Origin of the sequence: Pseudomonas azerbaijanoccidentalis (assembly GCF_019145495.1) — a bacterium.
GTDB lineage: Bacteria > Pseudomonadota > Gammaproteobacteria > Pseudomonadales > Pseudomonadaceae > Aquipseudomonas > Aquipseudomonas azerbaijanoccidentalis.
Genome location: NZ_JAHSTU010000013.1, coordinates 114,723 through 127,781, shown reverse-complemented (window position 1 = coordinate 127,781; position 13,059 = coordinate 114,723). Strand labels below are relative to the sequence as shown.

Annotated in this window: 14 protein-coding genes and 1 tRNA gene; 6 read left to right on the top strand and 9 right to left on the bottom strand. The window is 58.9% G+C overall.

From position 1 onward, the window contains the following. Positions 1-88: 88 nt before the first annotated feature. From ychF to KVG88_RS29775, 8 genes are all read right to left on the bottom strand, one after another. Positions 89-1,189 (bottom strand): redox-regulated ATPase YchF, encoded by a 1,101-nt coding sequence (gene ychF / locus KVG88_RS29810; RefSeq protein WP_150704751.1) that lies wholly within the window; start codon positions 1,187-1,189, stop codon positions 89-91. 22 nt (positions 1,190-1,211) lie between these two features. Continuing rightward, positions 1,212-1,796, bottom strand: a complete 585-nt coding sequence (gene pth, locus KVG88_RS29805; RefSeq protein WP_008079560.1) for an aminoacyl-tRNA hydrolase — start codon at positions 1,794-1,796, stop codon at positions 1,212-1,214. Between the two features lie 171 nt (positions 1,797-1,967). Then, positions 1,968-2,570, bottom strand: a complete 603-nt coding sequence (locus KVG88_RS29800) for a 50S ribosomal protein L25/general stress protein Ctc (protein WP_053159713.1) — start codon at positions 2,568-2,570, stop codon at positions 1,968-1,970. A 142-nt stretch (positions 2,571-2,712) separates the two neighbouring features. Next, complete coding sequence (locus KVG88_RS29795) at positions 2,713-3,654, bottom strand: ribose-phosphate pyrophosphokinase (protein WP_003171603.1); 942 nt, start codon at positions 3,652-3,654, stop codon at positions 2,713-2,715. 45 nt (positions 3,655-3,699) lie between these two features. Then, a tRNA-Gln gene (locus tag KVG88_RS29790) sits at positions 3,700-3,774 on the bottom strand. Between the two features lie 36 nt (positions 3,775-3,810). Further along, positions 3,811-4,662 (bottom strand): 4-(cytidine 5'-diphospho)-2-C-methyl-D-erythritol kinase, encoded by an 852-nt coding sequence (ispE, locus tag KVG88_RS29785; RefSeq protein WP_217873485.1) that lies wholly within the window; start codon positions 4,660-4,662, stop codon positions 3,811-3,813. A gap of 1 nt (position 4,663) precedes the next feature. Then, positions 4,664-5,281: a lipoprotein insertase outer membrane protein LolB gene (gene lolB / locus KVG88_RS29780; protein ID WP_150704753.1), complete on the bottom strand. Its 618-nt coding sequence runs from the start codon at positions 5,279-5,281 to the stop codon at positions 4,664-4,666. A 4-nt stretch (positions 5,282-5,285) separates the two neighbouring features. Further along, complete coding sequence (locus KVG88_RS29775) at positions 5,286-7,010, bottom strand: tetratricopeptide repeat protein (protein WP_217873484.1); 1,725 nt, start codon at positions 7,008-7,010, stop codon at positions 5,286-5,288. 212 nt (positions 7,011-7,222) lie between these two features. Between KVG88_RS29775 and hemA the strand changes: the two genes are divergently transcribed. The 6 genes from hemA (at position 7,223) to KVG88_RS29745 (ending at position 12,594) form a co-directional block, all read left to right on the top strand. Further along, complete coding sequence (hemA, locus tag KVG88_RS29770) at positions 7,223-8,512, top strand: glutamyl-tRNA reductase (protein ID WP_150704755.1); 1,290 nt, start codon at positions 7,223-7,225, stop codon at positions 8,510-8,512. Continuing rightward, positions 8,509-9,591: a peptide chain release factor 1 gene (prfA, locus tag KVG88_RS29765; RefSeq protein ID WP_047533169.1), complete on the top strand. Its 1,083-nt coding sequence runs from the start codon at positions 8,509-8,511 to the stop codon at positions 9,589-9,591. Before hemA ends, prfA begins: the two co-directional genes overlap by 4 nt. Continuing rightward, complete coding sequence (prmC, locus tag KVG88_RS29760) at positions 9,592-10,422, top strand: peptide chain release factor N(5)-glutamine methyltransferase (RefSeq protein ID WP_217873483.1); 831 nt, start codon at positions 9,592-9,594, stop codon at positions 10,420-10,422. After that, complete coding sequence (locus KVG88_RS29755; RefSeq protein WP_217873482.1) at positions 10,416-11,171, top strand: molybdopterin-synthase adenylyltransferase MoeB; 756 nt, start codon at positions 10,416-10,418, stop codon at positions 11,169-11,171. The genes prmC and KVG88_RS29755 overlap by 7 nt, the downstream gene beginning before the upstream one ends. Beyond that, entirely contained in the window at positions 11,164-11,955 is a 792-nt protein-coding gene (gene murI / locus KVG88_RS29750; RefSeq protein ID WP_217873481.1) for a glutamate racemase, read from the top strand. Before KVG88_RS29755 ends, murI begins: the two co-directional genes overlap by 8 nt. A gap of 120 nt (positions 11,956-12,075) precedes the next feature. Next, on the top strand, positions 12,076-12,594 hold the full coding sequence (locus KVG88_RS29745; RefSeq protein WP_150704759.1) for an acyloxyacyl hydrolase: 519 nt from the start codon (positions 12,076-12,078) through the stop codon (positions 12,592-12,594). 110 nt (positions 12,595-12,704) lie between these two features. Here the strand turns inward: KVG88_RS29745 and KVG88_RS29740 are convergent, their stop codons facing one another. Further along, positions 12,705-13,010, bottom strand: a complete 306-nt coding sequence (locus tag KVG88_RS29740) for a YkgJ family cysteine cluster protein (RefSeq protein ID WP_217873480.1) — start codon at positions 13,008-13,010, stop codon at positions 12,705-12,707. Positions 13,011-13,059 lie beyond the last annotated feature (49 nt).

Below are 13,059 nucleotides of genomic sequence, written 5' to 3'. Positions count from 1 at the left end.
CTGTAGGAGCTGCCGAAGGCTGTGATCTTTTGATTTTTTGGCACAAAAAAGCCGCGTATCAAACGCGGCTTTTTGTTGAGCGTAAGGCTTACACGTTGAAGCGGAAGTGCATCACGTCGCCGTCTTTAACGATGTAGTCCTTGCCTTCCAGGCGCCATTTACCGGCTTCCTTTGTACCGGCTTCACCCTTGTACTGGATGAAGTCGTTGTAGGCGATCACTTCGGCGCGGATGAAGCCTTTTTCGAAGTCGGTGTGGATCACGCCAGCGGCTTGCGGTGCGGTGGCACCGACGCGGACGGTCCAGGCGCGGACTTCTTCGACGCCAGCAGTGAAGTAGGTCTGCAGGTGCAGCATTTCGTAGCCAGCGCGGATCACGCGGTTCAGGCCAGGTTCTTCGAGGCCCAGGGCTTCGAGGAACATGTCTTTCTCTTCGCCGTCATCGAGCTCGGCGATTTCCGCTTCGATCTTGTTGCAGACCGGAACAACCATGGCGCCTTCTTCTTCGGCGATGGCGCGAACCACGTCCAGGTGCGGGTTGTTCTCGAAACCGTCTTCAGCGACGTTGGCGATGTACATGACCGGCTTGGTGGTCAGCAGGTGGAAGCCCTTGATCACTGCTTTTTCGTCGGAGCTCATGTTCTTCATCAGGCTGCGCGCAGGCTTGCCTTCGGTGAAGTGAGCGATCAGTTGCTCCAGCAGGCCTTTCTGGACCACAGCGTCCTTGTCACCGCCCTTGGCGTTACGCGCGACTTTCTGCAGTTGCTTCTCGCAGCTGTCGAGGTCAGCGAAGATCAGTTCCAGGTCGATGATTTCGATATCGCGTTTCGGGTCGACGCTGTTGGAAACGTGAATCACGTTCTCGTCTTCGAAGCAGCGGACCACGTGGGCGATGGCATCGGTTTCGCGGATGTTGGCCAGAAACTTGTTGCCCAGGCCTTCACCTTTCGAGGCGCCGGCCACCAGGCCGGCGATGTCGACGAATTCCATGGTGGTCGGCAGGATGCGCTTCGGATTGACGATGGCCGCCAGTGCTTCCAGACGCGGATCGGGCATCGGCACGATGCCGCTGTTCGGCTCGATGGTGCAGAAGGGGAAGTTCTCGGCCGCGATACCGGATTTGGTCAGGGCGTTGAACAGGGTGGACTTGCCGACGTTAGGCAGGCCGACGATGCCGCAATTGAATCCCATGGTGTTTCCCCTCGGAGTAGAGTCAGGCCTTCTGGCTGTGCAGGTTTTTCATCGCACGGTTCCATTCACCGGCGAGGATATCCGGCAGCACGCCGAGGGCAAAGTCGATGCTGGCATCGAGTTTTTCCTGTTCGGCGCGTGGCGCACGACCCAGGACGAAATTTGAAACCATACTGGCGACGCCCGGGTGGCCAATGCCAAGCCGCAGGCGGTAGAACGTATTCTGATTGCCCAGTTGCGCAATGATGTCGCGCAACCCGTTGTGACCGCCATGGCCGCCGCCCTGTTTGAGTTTGGCAACGCCCGGAGGCAGGTCGAGTTCGTCATGCGCCACGAGGATTTCTTCAGGCTTGATGCGGAAGAAACCTGCCAATGCCGCTACGGCCTGGCCGCTGCGGTTCATGTACGTGGTGGGAATCAGCAGACGAACATCCTGACCTTGGTGCGAATAGCGCCCGGTCAGGCCGAAATATTTGCGATCGGCCACAAGATTCACATTCTGTGCGTGGGCGATGCGCTCAACAAAAAGGGCCCCTGCGTTATGCCGGGTCTGGTCGTATTCGGCGCCTGGATTTCCCAGGCCAACGATCAGTTTGATGGCAGTCACGATAGGGGCCCTTCCTTAGAGTGTTGGGTAACATCGCCGCGATCAGGGAAAGCGGCGAAAGTGGACGAAAAATGCTCATTTACCATGGATGTAAACTCCGCGTTCTCGCCCGCTTTCTCGCTACGTTCCAGTCCGCGATGTTACTTGTTCACTCAGGCATGACAGAGTGAATTACTCTGCTGCGCCTTCTTCGGTAGCTTCTGGAGCAACACGTGGAGCGTGGACGTTGGCAACAGCCTTGTCATCGCCGTGTGCCAGAGCCACGAACTCAACGCCTTTAGGGGCTTTGAGGTCCGACAGGTGAATGATCGAACCGATTTCGGCGTTAGCCAGATCGACTTCGATGAATTCAGGCAGGTCTTTCGGCAGGCAGGAAACTTCGATTTCCGAAGTTACGTGCGAGATTTCGCCGCCTTTCTTGGTCGGTGCTTCTTCGTTGATGAAGTGCACTGGAACGATAGCGGTCAGTTTCTGGCCAGCTACTACGCGTACGAAGTCAGCGTGCATCACGTGGCCTTTGGCCGGGTGACGCTGCAGGGCTTTGATCACGACGTTCTGCTTGGTGCCACCAACGTTCAGCTCGATGATGTGGCTGTAAGCCGCTTCGTTTTCGAGCAGTTTGGCAACTTCTTTGGCCAGCATGCTGATGGATTCAGGGGCTTTTTCGCCACCGTAAACTACAGCTGGAACCAGGCTTGCGAGACGACGCAGGCGGCGGCTCGCACCTTTCCCCAGGTCGGAACGCACTTCAGCATTCAGAGTAAAATCGTTCATGTTGTATCTCCAAAATAACCACATTCGCCCCAGCGTTTGCGACCAGCGCTAAAGGCGATATGGGCAAAAAAGCCCCGCCCCGACAGGAATGCCGGGGCGGGGCGCTTTTCGTCAACGAGACATTTCGAGAAGGGCAGGGCCCTTAGCGGAACATCGCGCTGATCGATTCTTCATTGCTGATGCGGCGGACCGCCTCGGCAACTACCGGTGCGATATCCAGTTGACGGATACGCGCACAGGCTTGTGCTGCAGCGGACAGCGGGATGGTGTTGGTCACCACCAGCTCGTCCAGCACGGAATTTTCAATGTTTTCGATTGCCCGACCCGACAGCACAGGGTGCGTGCAGTAGGCGAAAACCTTGGCTGCGCCATGCTCTTTCAAGGCCTTCGCCGCGTGGCACAGGGTGCCGGCGGTATCGACCATGTCATCGACCAGAATACAGGTACGCCCTTCGACATCACCGATGATATGCATCACTTCAGAGTGATTGGCTTTCTCACGGCGTTTGTCGATGATCCCGAGATCCACGCCCAGGGATTTGGCAACGGCACGTGCACGCACGACGCCACCAATGTCCGGGGACACGATCATTAGGTTTTCGAAGCGCTGATCTTCAATGTCATCCACCAGAACCGGGGAGCCGTAGATGTTATCTACCGGAATATCGAAGAAACCCTGGATTTGGTCAGCATGCAGATCGACCGTGAGAACACGATCGATGCCGACTACGGTAAGCATGTCAGCAACGACTTTCGCGCTGATAGCTACACGTGCGGAACGCGGACGGCGATCCTGACGGGCATAACCAAAGTAAGGAATAACAGCAGTGATACGAGTAGCCGAGGAGCGGCGGAAGGCATCAGCCATCACTACCAGTTCCATCAGGTTATCGTTGGTCGGAGCGCAAGTCGGCTGAATAATGAAAACGTCTTTACCGCGAACGTTTTCATTGATCTCGGCTGTAATTTCGCCGTCGGAAAACTTACCGACAGAGATGTCACCGAGAGGGATATGCAGCTGACGTACGACACGCCGAGCCAGATCGGGGTTAGCATTCCCCGTAAAGACCATCATCTTGGACACGCGCAGTACCTAGAGGCTGAGGGTAACCTGGATGAGTATAGAAAATGGCAGGGGCGGCTGGATTCGAACCAACGCATGGCAGGATCAAAACCTGCTGCCTTACCGCTTGGCGACGCCCCTGTATCTGTTGCAACGATTACCCAGTAATCGGTTCCTTTAGAGCAGACTTTGCAGCTTGCGATGCAACATCGAAATGTTGCTTCCTTTTGCTACAAACCCTGTAAGGGTCTCTGTAAGAAGGGCCGAGACTTTATCAGCTTCAGCTTTGCTTGGGAAGCCCCCAAACACACAACTTCCAGTTCCGGTGAGTTTTGCTTCGGTAAATTTACCTAACAAATTCAAAGCGTTACGTACCTCTGGATAACGCCTTGTTACCACCGGCAAGCAGTCATTACGACTGTTTCCCTTGGGAACGGGGCGCACTTTAATGGGAGGCGTGTTACGTGTCAACAACGGATCGGAAAAAATTTCTGCCGTACTAACAGAGACTTGCGGTACGAGCACGAGATACCACGGTTCTTCCGGGTCGACCGGGGTCAGTTTCTCGCCAACGCCTTCAGCGAAAGCCGCATGACCGCGCACGAAAACCGGGACGTCGGCACCCAGCGTCAGGCCCAGTGCAGCCAGCCGATCCTCATCCCAGCCCAGTTGCCAGAGATGGTTCAGGCCGAGCAGCGTGGTGGCTGCGTTCGAACTGCCGCCGCCGATCCCGCCGCCCATGGGCAGGATTTTTTCAATCCAGATATCGATGCCGAGGGAGCAACCGGATTGCTCCTGAAGTTTTTTCGCAGCCTTGACGATCAGGTTGCTGTCGTGAGGAACGCCTTCGAACGCGGTGTGCAGTTGGATCACACCGTCATCGCGAACGGCGAAGGTGATTTCGTCGCCGTAGTCGAGGAACTGAAACATTGTCTGCAGTTCGTGGTAGCCGTCTTCACGACGACCCAGAATGTGCAGCATCAGATTGAGTTTGGCTGGCGAGGGCAGCGTCAGGCGAGTGGCCGGCATGTCATTGCCCCAGTTTGCGTGGCTGCCAGGCCTTGATCACCAGCGTGACATCAAGGTCGGTGCCGTGGAGTTTGATCCGCTCGGGCAACCAGTAGCCGTTTTGTTCGGTATAGGCGGTGTACTCCACCTGCCAACCGTCCTGTTCAAGATTGGCCAAACGGCTGTCGCCATCCAGCGTCAGGCGGCTTTTGCTGTCCGGAGCAGGAAGCCCGCGGACCCACCAGGCCAGGTTGGCGACCGGTAGTTTCCAGCCCATTTGCTCTTCAAGCAGAGCATCCGGAGAGACCGCTTCGTAGCGCCCCTGGTTGGCAACTTCCAGCGAAACCTTGCCCGGGCGCCCGGTCAGGCGAGCGGCTCCGCGACCCAATGGGCCGGAAAGGCGAATGTCGTAGTAATCCTGGCGCTGCAACCAGAACAGCGTGCCGCTGCCCGAATCTTTTGGTGCACGAATGCCGATTTTGCCGTCGATCTGCCAGCCATCAAGGCCCGCGAGCTGTTCTTTGTGCTCACGCCATTGGGCGGGATTGCCGTGACCCTCGACCGATTCGCGGGCACCGAAACCCGCGCAACCGGCGAGCAGGGCGATGAAGCTGAAAACAATGATGTGGCGCAAAAACATAATCTTAAAGAGTCTCTGATCCGGTCAGGCGCTTGATGGTGCTGCGCAGGGTAGGGCTGTCGGGTTGTTCCTTGAGGAACTTGCTCCAGATTTGCCTGGCTTCGCGTTGCTTGCCGTTGGCCCACAGGACTTCGCCCAGGTGCGCGGCGACTTCCTGGTCCGGGAAGCGTTCCAGGGCCTGGCGCAGCAGACGCTCGGCTTCGTCGAGATTGCCCATGCGGTAATTCACCCAGCCGAGGCTGTCGAGTACCGCGGGATCTTCCGGGTTGATCTGGTGCGCCTGCTCGATCAAGGCCTTGGCCTCGACGTAGCGGGTCGTGCGATCGGACAGGGTATAGCCGAGTGCGTTCAACGCCATGGCGTTGTCGGGGTCACGCTTGATGATCAGGCGCAGGTCTTTTTCCATCTGCGCCAGGTCATTGCGTTTTTCCGCCTGCATCGCGCGGGTATAAAGCAGGTTGAGGTCGTCCGGGTACTTTTGCAGCGCTTGTTGCAGCACTGCGAAGGCCTTGTCGGGCTGGTTGTTGGCGGACAGGGTTTCGGCTTCGATCAGGTACAGCTGGATCGCGTAGTCCGGTTGCTCATCGCGCTGGGCTGCGAGCTTGCTCTGGGCTTCAGCGGTCTTGCCGTTGTTCATCAGGATGTCGGCCTGGCGCAATTGTGCCGGCAGATAGTCATTGCCCGGCCCGACCTGGCCGTACTCGATCAATGCGCCTTGCGGGTCATTGCGCTCTTCGGCGATGCGGCCCAGGTTCAAGTGCGCCGAGTCGACGTGGCTTTCCCGTGCGATCAGGTCTTCCAGGTAGCCCTTGGCTTCGTCCCAAGCTTTGGCTTCGAGACAAACCAGTGCCAGCGAGTAACGCAGTTCATCGTCATCCGGGTATTGCTGAACCAGGCTCGAGAACTCGGCCTTGGCGTCGTCCATGCGGTCCTGTTCAACCAGCATGCGTGCGTAAGTCAGGCGCAGGCGCTTGTCGTCCGGGTATTTCTTGATGCTTTTTTGCAGCAACGGCAATGCTTCGTCGCCGCGGTCGAGGCTTTGCAGCAGGCGCGCACGCAGCAGAATCGGAGCAATTTCACCGTCGTCCGGCGGGTTGTCTTCCAGGAGTGCCAGTGCACCTTTGGAGTCGCCGTCCTGTTGCAGCAGCAGGGCCTTGCCGAAAATCAGCTGGCCGTTGTTCGGGTGGCGTTGCAGCAAACGGTCAAAACTCTGCATCAAGCCGTTGCGGGTGTCCTGGTCGGTATCGGCGGCAGACAAGGCGAGGAAGTCGAAATGCGTGTCGCCTTTGCCTTGCAGGACTTTCTCCATATAGACCATGGAGTCGTCGTAACGCCCAGCGCGTGCCAGTTGTACGGCCGCGGCGCGTTGCGCTTCAAGATCGTCCGGGGCGTTTTTCGCCCAGATCAACGCGGTGTCCAGGGCGGCCTGATCGGCGCCCAGGTATTCGGCGATACGGAATGCCCGCTCGGAAATGCCCGGATCCTGGGTGTTGATGGCCTGGGTTACATAGTTGTCCAGGGCAATATCGAAGCGATTGCGCTGGCCAGCCAGTTCGGCGCTCAACAGGCTGAAGACCGTGTCTTCGCTGAATGAGCTGTAAACCTTGGGCTTTTCAGGTGCCGGAGTGCTGTCTTCAGCCGCGGACGTACCGTCCGGCGCCACGGGTGCCAAGGCCTGGCAGCCGCTGAGGAAGACAAAAGCGAGGAGCAACGCGGAAGATCTATTCATATAGGAAGAGGACGACTAACCTGCGGTCGGATCATCATGACACAAGCCTTGGGCCAAACATAACCGGCCCGGCAATTTACCCCGATGCCCGGTAAACGAGAAGCGATCTCACTCTGCGGTGCTTCCTACAGGGGCGATAGATATCGAGTAGTTGTTCTCGATCTGACGAAGTAGGACAATTGCCGGCTTCACGTCACCATCAGCGACTTTGAATGGCCTTCCTTGCACTCGGTATTAACCACAAGACTGCTTCAGTAGACGTCCGCGAGCGCGTGGCCTTTACCCCTGAGCAGCTGGTTGAGGCCTTGCAGCAGCTCTGCCGACTCACCGACAGCCGCGAAGCTGCGATCCTCTCCACCTGCAATCGCAGTGAACTCTATATAGAACAGGATCACCTGTCGGCGGATATCGTGCTGCGCTGGCTGGCCGAATACCATCATTTGAGCCTCGAAGAGCTGCGCGCGAGCAGTTATGTGCACGAAGATGATGCGGCAGTTCGTCACATGATGCGCGTGGCTTCCGGACTCGATTCGCTGGTGTTGGGCGAGCCGCAGATTCTTGGCCAGATGAAATCGGCTTATGCCGTGGCACGCGAGGCCGGCACCATCGGGCCGTTGCTCGGGCGCCTGTTCCAGGCCACGTTCAATGCGGCCAAGCAAGTACGTACCGACACCGCCATTGGTGAAAACCCGGTTTCCGTGGCGTTTGCCGCGGTCAGCCTGGCGAAACAGATTTTCAGCGACTTGCAGCGCAGTCAGGCCTTGTTGATCGGCGCCGGCGAGACCATCACCCTGGTCGCCCGTCATCTGCATGATCTGGGGGTAAAGCGCATCGTGGTGGCCAACCGTACCCTTGAGCGTGCGAGCATTCTGGCCGAGCAGTTCGGTGCCCACGCAGTGCTGCTGTCGGACATCCCGGCCGAACTGGTGCGCAGCGACATCGTCATCAGTTCCACCGCCAGCCAGTTGCCGATTCTCGGCAAGGGCGCGGTGGAGAGCGCCCTGAAGCTGCGCAAGCACAAACCGATTTTCATGGTGGATATCGCCGTTCCGCGGGATATCGAGCCGGAAGTCGGCGAGTTGGACGACGTTTACCTGTACAGCGTCGATGATCTCCACGAAGTGGTCGCCGAGAACCTCAAGAGTCGTCAGGGTGCAGCCCAGGCAGCGGAAGAGATGGTCTCGGTCGGCGCCGAGGATTTCATGGTTCGCTTGCGCGAATTGGCGGCGGTGGACGTGCTCAAGGCCTATCGTCAACAGAGCGAACGTCTGCGCGACGAAGAATTGCAAAAGGCCCAGCGCCTGCTGGCCAACGGTAGCAGCGCCGAAGAAGTGCTGGTGCAATTGGCGCGTGGCCTGACCAACAAGCTCTTGCACGCACCCAGTGTGCAGTTGAAAAAGCTCTCTGCCGAAGGTCGCCTCGATGCGCTGGCGATGGCCCAGGAACTCTTTGCCCTCAATGAGGGCTCATCGGAAAGCTTTTCGGATAAGAAACCGCAATGAAAGCGTCACTGCTCAATAAGCTGGACATCCTCCAGGACCGTTTCGAGGAACTGACCGCCCTGCTTGGCGATGGCGAAGTCATTTCCGATCAGAACAAATTCCGCACCTATTCCAAGGAATACGCGGAAGTCGAGCCGATCGTCGAAACCTATAAACAGCTGCTTAAAGTGCAAGGCGACCTCGAAGGTGCCCAGGCACTGCTCAAGGACAGCGACCCGGACATGCGCGAAATGGCCGTGGAAGAAGTCCGCGAAGCCAAAGAACGTCTGGTCGAACTGGAAGCCAGCCTGCAACGCATGCTGTTGCCCAAGGACCCGAACGACGGGCGTAACGTGTTCCTCGAAATCCGTGCCGGCACCGGCGGTGACGAGGCGGCGATTTTCTCCGGCGACCTGTTCCGCATGTATTCGCGGTACGCCGAGCGCCGCGGCTGGCGTGTGGAAATCCTCTCGGAAAACGAAGGCGAGCACGGCGGCTATAAAGAAGTCATCGCCCGGGTAGAAGGCGACAACGTCTACGGCAAGCTGAAATTCGAATCCGGAGCCCACCGCGTACAACGGGTTCCGGCCACCGAATCCCAAGGTCGCATCCACACTTCTGCCTGCACCGTGGCGGTATTGCCCGAGCCGGACGAGCAGGAAGCCATCGAGATCAACCCGGCGGATTTGCGGATCGACACGTACCGTTCCTCCGGTGCCGGTGGTCAGCACGTGAACAAAACCGATTCGGCGATTCGCATCACGCACTTGCCGTCCGGCATTGTCGTGGAGTGCCAGGAAGAGCGTTCGCAGCACAAGAACCGTGCCCGTGCGATGTCCTGGTTGTCGGCCAAGCTCAACGACCAGCAAACCAGCGCCGCCGCTAATGCCATCGCCAGCGAGCGTAAATTGCTGGTCGGTTCCGGTGACCGCTCCGAGCGCATCCGTACCTACAACTTCGCTCAGGGCCGGGTCACCGACCATCGGGTCAACCTGACGCTGTATTCGCTCGACGAAATCCTCGCCGGTGGCGTCGATGCGGTGATCGAGCCGTTGTTGGCCGAGTACCAGGCGGATCAACTCGCGGCGATAGGTGAGTAAATGACGATCATTGCCAGTTTGTTGCGCGCCGCTGATTTGCCTGACTCGCCCACGGCGCGTCTGGATGCCGAGTTACTGTTGGCGGCGGCGTTGGGCAAGTCCCGCAGCTTCTTGCACACCTGGCCGGAGCGAATTGTGCCGAGCGAAGCGGCGCTGACGTTCGCCGAGTACTTGCAGCGCCGTCGCGGTGGCGAGCCGGTGGCCTACATTCTGGGGCAGCAAGGTTTCTGGAAGCTCGATCTGGAAGTGGCGCCGCACACATTGATCCCGCGCCCGGATACCGAGCTGCTGGTGGAAGCCGCACTCGAACTGCTGCCTGCCACGCCGGCAAAAGTCCTCGACCTGGGCACCGGCAGCGGCGCCATCGCCCTGGCCTTGGCCAGCGAGCGTCCAGCGTGGAAAGTCACCGCCGTGGACCGCGTACTGGAAGCCGTAGCGCTGGCCGAACGCAATCGTCAGCGTCTGCACCTGAACAACGCCACGGTGCTCAGCAGTCACTGGTTCAGTGCGCTGCAAGGTCAGCGTTTTGAGTTGATCATCAGCAACCCGCCGTACATTGCCGCCGCCGATCCACACTTGGTGGAAGGTGATGTGCGCTTCGAACCGGCCAGTGCGTTGGTGGCCGGCGTCGACGGGCTCGACGATTTGCGCTTGATCGTCGCCCAGGCCCCGGATCATCTGGAGGCCGGTGGCTGGCTGATGCTCGAGCACGGTTACGATCAGGCCGAGGCGGTGCGCGATCTGCTGCTGACCCGCGGCTTTGAAGAAGTCCACAGCCGCACCGACCTGGGTGGTCATCAACGCATCAGTCTGGGGCGTCTGCCATGCTGAATGATCAGGAATTGCTGCGCTACAGCCGGCAGATTCTGTTGCAGCACATCGATATCGACGGTCAGTTGCGGCTCAAGGAAAGCCGCGTACTGATCGTCGGCCTCGGCGGGCTTGGTGCTCCGGTGGCGCTGTATCTGGCGGCTGCGGGCGTAGGTGAAATGCATCTGGCGGATTTCGACACCGTCGATCTGACCAACCTGCAACGCCAGATCATCCACGACACCGACAGCGTCGGCATGAGCAAGGTCGACTCAGCGCTCAAGCGCCTGACGGCAATCAATCCGGACATCCAACTGGTCGCCCATCGCGCGGCACTCGATGAAGACTCCCTGGCCGCTGCCGTGGCCGGTGTCGATCTGGTCCTGGACTGTTCCGACAATTTCTCTACCCGCGAAGCGGTCAACGCTGCGTGTGTGGCTGGCGGGAAACCGCTGGTCAGTGGCGCGGCGATTCGCCTGGAAGGGCAGTTGTCGGTGTTCGACCCGCGCCGCCCGGAGAGCCCGTGCTACCACTGTTTATACGGGCACGGCAGTGAAGCCGAATTGACCTGCAGCGAGGCCGGCGTGGTTGGTCCGTTGGTCGGGCTGGTGGGCAGCCTGCAAGCCCTCGAAGCGCTGAAGTTGCTGGCGGGTTTCGGTGAACCGTTGGTGGGGCGCCTGTTGTTGATCGATGCGCTGGGCTCGCGTTTCCGTGAGTTGCGGGTCAAGCGTGATCCGAAATGCAGCGTCTGTGGGCCAAAGCATGCGTGAAGCGCCTATCGGCGTGTTCGACTCCGGCGTCGGTGGGCTTTCGGTGCTGGCCGAGATCCAGCGTTTGCTGCCCAACGAAACCCTGCTGTACGTCGCCGATTGCGGGAACATTCCCTATGGCGAGAAAACCCCGGAATTCATCCAGCAGCGGTGCAGCGTGATGGCCGGGTTTTTTCAGAGCCAGGGCGCCAAGGCTCTGGTGTTGGCGTGCAACACGGCAACGGTTGCAGGGGTTGCCGACTTGCGCCGCGATTATCCGCAGTGGCCTATCGTCGGTATGGAGCCGGCGGTCAAACCCGCCGCCGCAGCCACCCGCAGTGGCGTGGTCGGGGTGCTGGCCACCACGGGCACCTTGCAGAGCGCCAAGTTCGCCGCATTGCTCGACCGTTTTGCCACGGATGTGCAGGTCATCACCCAGCCTTGCCCCGGCTTGGTGGAGCTGATTGAAAACGGCGACCTGCACAGTCCGGCGCTGCGGCAGTTGCTGGAAAGCTATGTTCGGCCGCTGCTCGGCGCAGGCGCCGACACCATCATTCTGGGATGCACCCATTACCCGTTTCTCAAGCCGCTGCTCCGGCAGATGATCCCGGATGACATCAGCCTGATCGACACTGGCGCTGCCGTCGCACGTCAACTTCAGCGTCTACTGGCCGAGCGTGATTTACTGGCGGACGGGCCAGCGCGTGCCACCGAGTTCTGGACGAGCGCTGACAAGGAACATTTCGCAAATATATTGCCAATATTGTGGAATACCGCCGGGGTTGTGCGAAGCTTTGAAGGGTAAGCGGGTATCGGGGTGAACCAACAAAATTGGGGTGAACTTCTTTTTAGCCGTCGACTTCTATAGCTGTGTGCGTCTCGTAACAAAAAAACCAAATGAAATCGTTCGGAAAAGGATGTTTCTATGAAGCGACTATTCTGTTTGGCCGCGATTGCGGCCGCAATTATGGGGCAAAGTTTCACTGCACAAGCGGCAGGCGTGGAGTTCTCAGTCGGCCAGACCGGCGAGTCGACCATGACTTATCGACTGGGCCTGGCATTCAATTGGGACCAGAGTTGGTGGCAGAGCGACGTCGGTCGACTGACCGGTTACTGGGATGGCGCGTACACCTACTGGGAAGGCGACAAAACGTCCGGCAACAACAGCCTGTCGTTCTCGCCGGTGCTGGTTTACGAGTTTGCCGGGCAGAACGTCAAACCCTACGTTGAACTAGGGATTGGCGTGGCGTTGTTTTCCGAGACCGAAATCGAAAATAACGATCTCGGTAGCTCGTTTCAGTTCGAGGACCGTTTCGGGGTTGGCCTGCGCTTTGCCGGCGGACATGAAGTCGGGATTCGGGCCACTCACTATTCCAATGCCGGGATCAGCAGCCCGAACAACGGGATAGAAAGTTACGCGTTGCATTACACGATGCCGCTGTAAGCAAATCGCAATACCCATGCAGGAGCGAGCCTGCTCGCGATGGCGATCTCGGATTCAACATCAATGTTGACCGGTAAATCGTTATTGCGAGCAGGCTCGCTCTTGCAGCTTCAACGATACGCCGAGCTGATCCCCTGGCGTTCCTCAATACATTCCGGTGCCCCCATCTCGAATTCCCGGCAGATCAGCGGGCGTTTTTCGTAGATGGTGCACATCATCGTGTTGCGATCCAGCGCAGCGCACCAGCCGTCATCCAGACGCAGCATGACTTCACCGCCCCAGTCATCGGTATCGATATACCGTTCGGGCACGCCGGTGTCGGTGATCAACATGACTTCGAGCTGGCAGCAGCAGGCGGCACAGGTCGAGCAGGTCACCGCGGGTGTGGCGATTTGCGTGTGAGGGATGGTTTTCATGGCGCGCAGTGTAAGGCAGTGGCCCGGTGCTGTGTGAAAGCGCTGACGG

What these genes read in the sequence shown, in the direction of transcription:
- ychF (WP_150704751.1), bottom strand. Translation starts at nt 1,189, where the DNA reads ATGGGATTCAATTGCGGCATCGTCGGCCTGCCTAACGTCGGCAAGTCC.
- murI (WP_217873481.1), top strand. Translation starts at nt 11,164, where the DNA reads ATGCGTGAAGCGCCTATCGGCGTGTTCGACTCCGGCGTCGGTGGGCTT.
- KVG88_RS29800 (WP_053159713.1), bottom strand. Translation starts at nt 2,570, where the DNA reads ATGAACGATTTTACTCTGAATGCTGAAGTGCGTTCCGACCTGGGGAAA.
- KVG88_RS29755 (WP_217873482.1), top strand. Translation starts at nt 10,416, where the DNA reads ATGCTGAATGATCAGGAATTGCTGCGCTACAGCCGGCAGATTCTGTTG.
- hemA (WP_150704755.1), top strand. Translation starts at nt 7,223, where the DNA reads ATGGCCTTCCTTGCACTCGGTATTAACCACAAGACTGCTTCAGTAGAC.
- KVG88_RS29775 (WP_217873484.1), bottom strand. Translation starts at nt 7,010, where the DNA reads ATGAATAGATCTTCCGCGTTGCTCCTCGCTTTTGTCTTCCTCAGCGGC.
- prmC (WP_217873483.1), top strand. Translation starts at nt 9,592, where the DNA reads ATGACGATCATTGCCAGTTTGTTGCGCGCCGCTGATTTGCCTGACTCG.
- ispE (WP_217873485.1), bottom strand. Translation starts at nt 4,662, where the DNA reads ATGCCGGCCACTCGCCTGACGCTGCCCTCGCCAGCCAAACTCAATCTG.
- KVG88_RS29745 (WP_150704759.1), top strand. Translation starts at nt 12,076, where the DNA reads ATGAAGCGACTATTCTGTTTGGCCGCGATTGCGGCCGCAATTATGGGG.
- prfA (WP_047533169.1), top strand. Translation starts at nt 8,509, where the DNA reads ATGAAAGCGTCACTGCTCAATAAGCTGGACATCCTCCAGGACCGTTTC.
- KVG88_RS29740 (WP_217873480.1), bottom strand. Translation starts at nt 13,010, where the DNA reads ATGAAAACCATCCCTCACACGCAAATCGCCACACCCGCGGTGACCTGC.
- lolB (WP_150704753.1), bottom strand. Translation starts at nt 5,281, where the DNA reads ATGTTTTTGCGCCACATCATTGTTTTCAGCTTCATCGCCCTGCTCGCC.